This window comes from Streptomyces flavofungini (assembly GCF_041028215.1).
GTDB lineage: Bacteria > Actinomycetota > Actinomycetes > Streptomycetales > Streptomycetaceae > Streptomyces > Streptomyces flavofungini_B.
In genome coordinates this window covers 1-6,218 of sequence record NZ_JASKYR010000460.1, presented here as the reverse complement: position 1 = coordinate 6,218, position 6,218 = coordinate 1, and the positions used below count along the sequence as shown (strand labels likewise).

Sequence of the window (6,218 nt, the reverse complement as noted above, 5' to 3'; positions counted from 1 at the left end):
GGGTCGGGCCCGTGTCCAGGTCCAGGAGCCGGACCGCGCCGCGGCTCACCCGTTCCACCACCGGGCCCGGCAGCCACCCCGCCGCCACCAGCGCCGCCGCGCCCTCGGGAGCCAGGCGGCAGGCCAGGTCACCGGGGGCGGGCCGCGCCGCCGGATCCTTCGCGAGGCAGGACGCCGCGAGGTCGCGGAGGTCACCGGTGAGCGCGCCGAGGTCCGGCTCCTCGTGGACGACCTTGTAGAGCAGCGCGGCCGACGAGTCGCCGGGGAAGGGGGACTCGCCCGTCGCCGCGTAGACGAGGACCGCGCCCAGCGAGAAGACGTCCGCCGCTCCCGTGACGCCCTTGCCGAGGATCTGCTCGGGCGCCATGTAGCCGGGCGAGCCGATGGAGGCGCCCGTGGAGGTCAGTGATGTCGTGCCGTCCGTGGCGCGGGCGATGCCGAAGTCGATCAGGCGCGGCCCGTCGAGGGTGAGCAGTACGTTCGACGGCTTCACGTCACGGTGCACCAGGCCGAGGGCGTGTACGTGCGCGAGCGCCTCGGCAAGGCCCGCGCCGAGTACCCGTACGGAGTGGGCGGGCAGCGGGCCGCTCTCCCGTACCGCCTCGGTGAGCGAGGGGCCGGCCGCGTACCCCGTGGCGACCCATGGCACCGCTGCGTCGGGGTCCGCGTCGAGCACGGGTGCCGTCCAGTCGCCGCCGACCCGGCGCGCAGCGGCCACCTCGCGCCGGAAGCGCGCGCGGAACTCGTCGTCGAGCGCGAAGTGGGGGTGCACGATCTTCACGGCGACCGTCCGGCCGCCCTCGCTGCGGCCGAGGTAGACGCGGCCCATACCGCCCGCACCGAGCCTCCCGAGCAGCCGGTAGGGACCGATCGTGGTGGGCTCGTCGGCTTCGAGCGGACGCATGACGTTGGCCTCCCCCGGACGCGCCTCGGGTCACCCGGCGCGTCGTACCCCTGTGGTCCGCGCGCCCGCCGCCGCGACCGCGCTCGTTACCCCTGCGAATCAGCGTAGTGCGGAACGGGTGCGCCGCGCCGTCCCCGCACCCGGCCGCCGCGTACCCCTCATTAACCGCGGCCCTTTCCGCTCCGCCCTGCCACTCCGCACTGCCACTCCGCCCCGGCACTCCGCCCCGGCACTCCGTCCTGATAAGCGATCAGGCGATCAGCGGTCAGCACCGCAATTCCCGTCGGCGTTCGTTCCTGCTCGTTCATCGGGATGACGTTCGTGCGCAATACGGACGCCGCCAACTATTACGCCCGCCAGCGACCTCGTAGTGATGTCGTAGTGATGTCGCGGGGGTGCGGGATATCGCTCGCCATCGTGTGTGTATTCAACTGACCGGGGCTGAGCCGGGCCGACCGGGCCGGTAATTCCGGCCCGGTCGACGGGGGGGCTCGGCGGGGTCAGGAACCCAGCAGTTCCACGCGCACGTCCGCCGGGAAGCCCGTCGTCGGGCCGACCCTCCGGGCGAACTCCGTGACGCCCTCCAACTGCGCGGGGCCGAAGCGGAAGTCGAGCGTCGTGAAGTACCGCTCGAGGACGTCCGCGTCGAAGGACTCCCAGCGGGCGGCCTGCTCGGCGACCTTCGTGACCTCCTCCAGGGAGAGGTCGCGGGAGGACAGGAAGGCCTGGTGCACCTGGCGCACGACCTCGGGTTCGCGCGCCGCGTAGTCGCGCCGCGCGGCCCAGACCGCGAAGACGAACGGCAGGCCCGTCCACTCCTTCCACATCGCGCCCAGGTCGTAGACGTCCAGGCCGAGGCGCGGTCCGTCGATCAGGTTCGCGCGCAGCGCCGCGTCCCCGATCAGGACGGCGGCGTCCGCCTCCCGCATCATCAGGCCCAGGTCGGGCGGGCACGTGTAGTAGTCGGGCCGCACGCCGTACCGCTCGGCGAGCAGGAGCTGCGCGAGCCGGACCGAGGTGCGCGAGGTCGAGCCGAGCGCGACGCGGGCGCCGTCGAGCCGGTCGAGCGGGACCTGCGAGACGATCACGCACGACATGACGGGGCCGTCGCAGCCGACCGCCAGGTCGGGGAAGGCGACCAGGTCGTCGGCGGCCTTGAGGTACTCGACCAGGGTGACGGGAGCGATGTCGAGCTCGCCGCGCACCAGCTGTTCGCTGAGCTTCTCAGGGGTGTCCTTCGTCAGCTCGAAGTCGAGGAGGGTCCCGGTCCGCGCGAGTCCCCAGTAGAGGGGCATGCAGTTCAGGAACTGGATGTGGCCGACGCGCGGCCGAGGGGTGCGACGGGAGTCGGGCAGTTGTTCGGCGCCTGCCCCCGCAAAGGCGTCCAGGGGAGAATTGTCCACATCGGCGAGGCTAGCCCCACTGCGGTACGGTGCAGGCGCCGGGTCCCTGACGCGTCTCGTCAACCCCACTGGGAGCCCCGTCAAACCTCCGGGTGACGTGATCTTGCCCCCTATTGCATTCCCCTGCCTGCGTGCTAAGCTCGCCGCAAGTTGCAGTTTGGTTTCCCTTGCAGTACAGAGCCTGCGGAGCATGTGACCCGCGGGCTCTCGTCGTTTTCAGACTTATGCAGTTGTTTAAACAATCGCTGGTTCTGGAGCAGGGCAACCCTTTGGCCCAAGGAGGGCTTATGGCTACCGGAACCGTGAAGTGGTTCAACGCTGAAAAGGGCTTTGGCTTCATCGCCCAGGAAGGCGGCGGCCCGGACGTCTTCGTCCACTACTCCGCGATCAACGCGAACGGCTTCCGCTCCCTTGAGGAGAACCAGGCCGTTTCCTTCGACGTGACGCAGGGCCCGAAGGGTCCGCAGGCGGAGAACGTCACCCCGATGTAATCGGACGCCTCACGCGAGTGGGGCGCTTGATTCCTCCGGTGACTTGATCCGGACATGGATGCAGTACCCAAGGAGCCCTGCTCCTCCGCGTCAGCGGGGGAAGCGGGGCTCCTGCCTTTTCCGGCGGCGCCCACGCTTCAGACGTGCTGCATGATCATCACGAAGGTCGTGGCCGGTTCCAGCGCCTCATAGGCGTGCGGCACGTCGCCCCGGTAGGACATGTAGTCGCCGGGGCCCAGCTCCACCGACTCGCCCTGGGGGCCCGCGAGCAGGCGGCCGGTGCTGATGACGAGGTGTTCCACCGTTCCGGGGATGTGCGGGTCGGACGCGCGCGGAGCGCCCGGCTCCATGGCCCCGTGGTAGATGTCGCGCCGCACGCCCGTCGGCCCCGGTGAGAGCAGCGTGCCCGCGTACGAGGAGTTCTCCGCGTGCATGGTCGGACCCTCACCCGCCCGGATCACCGTCACGGCGGGCGCGGGCGACTCCACCAGGACACTGAACGGCACCCCCAGGGCCACGGCGAGCGCCCACAGCGTCTCGATGCCCGGGTTGCCGGTGGCCGCCTCCAGCTGGGACAGCGTGGACTTCGCGATTCCGGCCCGTTTGGCCAGCTCGGAGAGGGAGATCCCGGCCTTCGTCCGCTCCCGGCGCAGGGCCGCCGCGACCCATTCGCGGGGCATACGGGACGGCGGGGCACCGGCCGCGCCGGGGCCGGTTCCGGGTGCGGCGCCTGCTGCGGTGCCTGTCGCGGGGCCGGTTGCGGTGCCGTCGGTCATCGCGTTCGCTCCTGGTGAGGCGTCGTTCGCTGTAGTGGACGAATCGTTCGGCTTGACGAACGCGGTCCACTCCGCCCATTCTACGACGCATGCGTTCGTCACACCGAACAGAAAGCCCGACAGAGCGAACGGACCGGGATGTGTCCCCCGCCCGCTCCGTCCGCGTGTCCGACCTCCCGCCCGGAGTCCTGCGCGACATCGCCCTCGTCTGGCTCGCCGACGCCGTCGTCGGTCTCTCCTTCGGCGCGATCGCCGTCGCGGGCGGGCTGCCCATCTGGGTGCCGGTCCTCATGTCGCTGCTCGTGTACGCGGGCTCCGCCCAGTTCAGCGCGGTCGGCCTGCTCACCGCGGGCGGCGGTCCGGTGGCCGCGGCGGCGACCGGCCTGCTGCTCAACTCCCGCACGGCGGCGTTCAGTCTGGCCCTCGCCGAGGACCTCGGCCGGTCCTGGGCGGCGCGGCTGATCGGCGCCCATCTCATCACCGACGAGACGGCCGCCTTCGTCCTCGCGCAGGAGGGGCGCGGAGCGCGCAAGGCCGCGTTCTGGATATCCGGGCTGGGCCTGTTCGTGGCCTGGAACGTCAGCGTGCTCGCGGGGGCCCTCGCGGGGTCGGCGCTCGGTGACACCGACCGGTTCGGGCTCGACGCGGCGTTCCCCGCGGTGCTGCTCGCCCTGGTGCTGCCCGCGCTGCGGGCCGACAGCGCGGCGCGGCGGGCGTCGGCGGCCGGTGCGGTGATCGCGGTCGTCGCGGCGCCGCTGCTGCCCGCCGGGGTGCCGGTGCTGCTCGCCCTGCTCGGGCTCCTCGCGGCCCGGCGCGGTCCCGGCCGGACGCGCCGCCCCCGCCGCTCCCGTACCGACGCAGCCCGTACCGACGCGTCCCGTACCGAAGTCCCAGGGAGTTCCTCATGAACGCCACGCTCGCCTGTGTCCTCGCGCTCGCCGCGGGCACGTACGTCTTCCGCCTGGCCGGGCCCGTGCTGCACGGGCGCGTGGAGCTGCCCGTCCGCGTCCAGGAGCTGCTGACCGTGGGGGCCACCGTGCTGCTGGTCGCGCTGCTCGCCACGGGTGCGCTGACCGAGGGCCAGGGCTTCGCGGGGTGGGCGCGGCCCATCGGTGTGCTGGTCGGCGGAGTCCTCGCCTGGCGCAGGGCACCGTTCGCCCTGGTCGTGGTGGCCGCGGCGACGGCTACGGCACTGCTGCGGCTCGCCGGGGTCTCCTAGGCACGGCTGGGTCCGGGCTCGTACCGCTGTCCGGTCTCGTACAGCTTCTCCACCGTCTCCGCGTACCGCTCCGTCACGGCTTGTCTGCGGACCTTCAGGCTGGGGGTGAGCAGGCCGTCCGCCACGGTGAAGTCCTCGTCGAGGAGCGCGAAGGCGCGGATGCGGGCGGGGCGCGAGAAGGTGGCGTTGGCGGTGTCGACCGCCTCCTGGACCAGGGCGCGCACCCGCTCGTCGCGGGAGAGCGGCTCGCTCAACCGCACGCCCTCGCGCGCGGCCCAGCCCGCGACCTCCTCCGCGTCCAGCGTGACGAGGGCGACGGGGTACGGCCGCCGGTCGCCCACCAGTACGGCCCGGGAGACGAAACGTGAGTTCTGGACGGCCAGTTCGACCAGCGACGGCGTGAGGTTCTTGCCGCCCGAGGTGATGATGAGGTCCTTCTTCCGGCCGGTGATGGTGAGGTAGCCGTCCTCGTCGAGCGACCCGAGGTCGCCGGTGTGCAGCCAGCCCTCGGCGTCCAGAACGTCGCGGGTGGCTCCGGGGTCGTTGTGGTACCCGTCGAAGACCATGGCTCCACGGGCCAGGACCTCGCCGTCCCCGGCGACGCGGATCTCCACGCCGTCCACCGGGCGGCCGACGGTGCCCGGACGGACGGCGCCGGGGTGGTTGAGGGTGAGGACCCCGGCGGATTCCGTCATCCCGTAGCCCTCGTAGACCGGGACGCCGCAGGCCCGCAGGAAGTCGATGGTGTCCGGGGCGATGGGCGCGCCGCCCGTGATCGCGCAGCGGACGCGTCCGCCGAGCGCCTGCCGGACGAGCCCGTAGAGGGCCTTGTCGGCGGCTTCGCAGGCGTCCCGCAGCTCGGGCGGGAGCGCTCCGTCGGCGGCGAGCACACCGATGCGCACCGCCTCCTCGAACCGCTCGCGCCCGCCTTCCCGGCCCTCGGCGAGGGACAGCACGAACGACCGCACCTTCTCGAAGAGCCGCGGCACGGACGGCAGATGCGTCGGCCGCGCCTCGGCCAGTTCGGCCACGACGTCCTCGACCCGGCCCCCGAAGAACGTGAGCGCACCGCCCTCGATGAGCGTCGTGAACTCGATGAGCTGGGCCAGCAGATGGGCGAGGGGGAGATAGAGGTACGTGGAGTCGCCGGGGCCCCCGTCGACGAGCGGCACGGAGGCACGCTGCACGGCGAGCAGGTTCCCGTGCGTGAGCCGACAGCCCTTGGGGAGGCCGGTGGTGCCGGAGGTGTAGATGATCGTGGCGAGATCGGCGGGCCCSACCTCCCCGGCACGGGCCAGCAGCCCCCCCCCCCCCCCCCCCCCCCCCCCCCCCCCCCCCCCCCCCCCCCCCCCCCCCCCCCCCCCCCCCCCCCCCCCCCCCCCCCCCCGGAGTCGCCGGGGCCCCCGTCGACGAGCGGCACGGAGG

7 protein-coding genes are annotated in these 6,218 nt (G+C 72.7%); 3 read left to right on the top strand and 4 right to left on the bottom strand.

The annotated features are described in order from the left end of the window. On the bottom strand, positions 1 to 904 hold a 904-nt coding region (locus AB8Z36_RS26960), incomplete at its 3' end, for a serine/threonine-protein kinase (protein WP_369215973.1). Positions 905 to 1,404: 500 nt separating this feature from the next. Then, entirely contained in the window at positions 1,405 to 2,199 is a 795-nt protein-coding gene (locus AB8Z36_RS26955; RefSeq protein ID WP_440582002.1) for a menaquinone biosynthetic enzyme MqnA/MqnD family protein, read from the bottom strand. A 395-nt stretch (positions 2,200 to 2,594) separates the two neighbouring features. Between AB8Z36_RS26955 and AB8Z36_RS26950 the strand changes: the two genes are divergently transcribed. Beyond that, on the top strand, positions 2,595 to 2,798 hold the full coding sequence (locus AB8Z36_RS26950) for a cold-shock protein (RefSeq protein ID WP_006138897.1): 204 nt from the start codon (positions 2,595 to 2,597) through the stop codon (positions 2,796 to 2,798). 137 nt (positions 2,799 to 2,935) lie between these two features. Here AB8Z36_RS26950 and AB8Z36_RS26945 read toward each other — a convergent pair whose 3' ends face one another. Further along, positions 2,936 to 3,478, bottom strand: coding sequence for a helix-turn-helix domain-containing protein (locus AB8Z36_RS26945; RefSeq protein ID WP_369215975.1), 543 nt, complete (start codon positions 3,476 to 3,478; stop codon positions 2,936 to 2,938). A gap of 185 nt (positions 3,479 to 3,663) precedes the next feature. On the opposite strand from AB8Z36_RS26945, the gene AB8Z36_RS26940 reads away from it, so the two are divergent. Next, positions 3,664 to 4,482, top strand: coding sequence for an AzlC family ABC transporter permease (locus AB8Z36_RS26940; RefSeq protein WP_369215972.1), 819 nt, complete (start codon positions 3,664 to 3,666; stop codon positions 4,480 to 4,482). Continuing rightward, entirely contained in the window at positions 4,479 to 4,793 is a 315-nt protein-coding gene (locus tag AB8Z36_RS26935) for an AzlD domain-containing protein (RefSeq protein WP_369215971.1), read from the top strand. Before AB8Z36_RS26940 ends, AB8Z36_RS26935 begins: the two co-directional genes overlap by 4 nt. Here AB8Z36_RS26935 and AB8Z36_RS26930 read toward each other — a convergent pair. Next, complete coding sequence (locus AB8Z36_RS26930; protein ID WP_369215974.1) at positions 4,790 to 6,091, bottom strand: AMP-dependent synthetase/ligase; 1,302 nt, start codon at positions 6,089 to 6,091, stop codon at positions 4,790 to 4,792. The two genes, AB8Z36_RS26935 and AB8Z36_RS26930, sit on opposite strands and share 4 nt — an antisense overlap. Positions 6,092 to 6,218 lie beyond the last annotated feature (127 nt).

Excerpts from the sequence above, each read along its gene's own strand:
- AB8Z36_RS26955 (WP_440582002.1), bottom strand. The coding sequence starts at position 2,199 with ATGCCCCTCTACTGGGGACTCGCGCGGACCGGGACCCTCCTCGACTTC.
- AB8Z36_RS26950 (WP_006138897.1), top strand. The coding sequence starts at position 2,595 with ATGGCTACCGGAACCGTGAAGTGGTTCAACGCTGAAAAGGGCTTTGGC.
- AB8Z36_RS26945 (WP_369215975.1), bottom strand. The coding sequence starts at position 3,478 with ATGCCCCGCGAATGGGTCGCGGCGGCCCTGCGCCGGGAGCGGACGAAG.
- AB8Z36_RS26940 (WP_369215972.1), top strand. The coding sequence starts at position 3,664 with ATGCGTTCGTCACACCGAACAGAAAGCCCGACAGAGCGAACGGACCGG.
- AB8Z36_RS26935 (WP_369215971.1), top strand. The coding sequence starts at position 4,479 with ATGAACGCCACGCTCGCCTGTGTCCTCGCGCTCGCCGCGGGCACGTAC.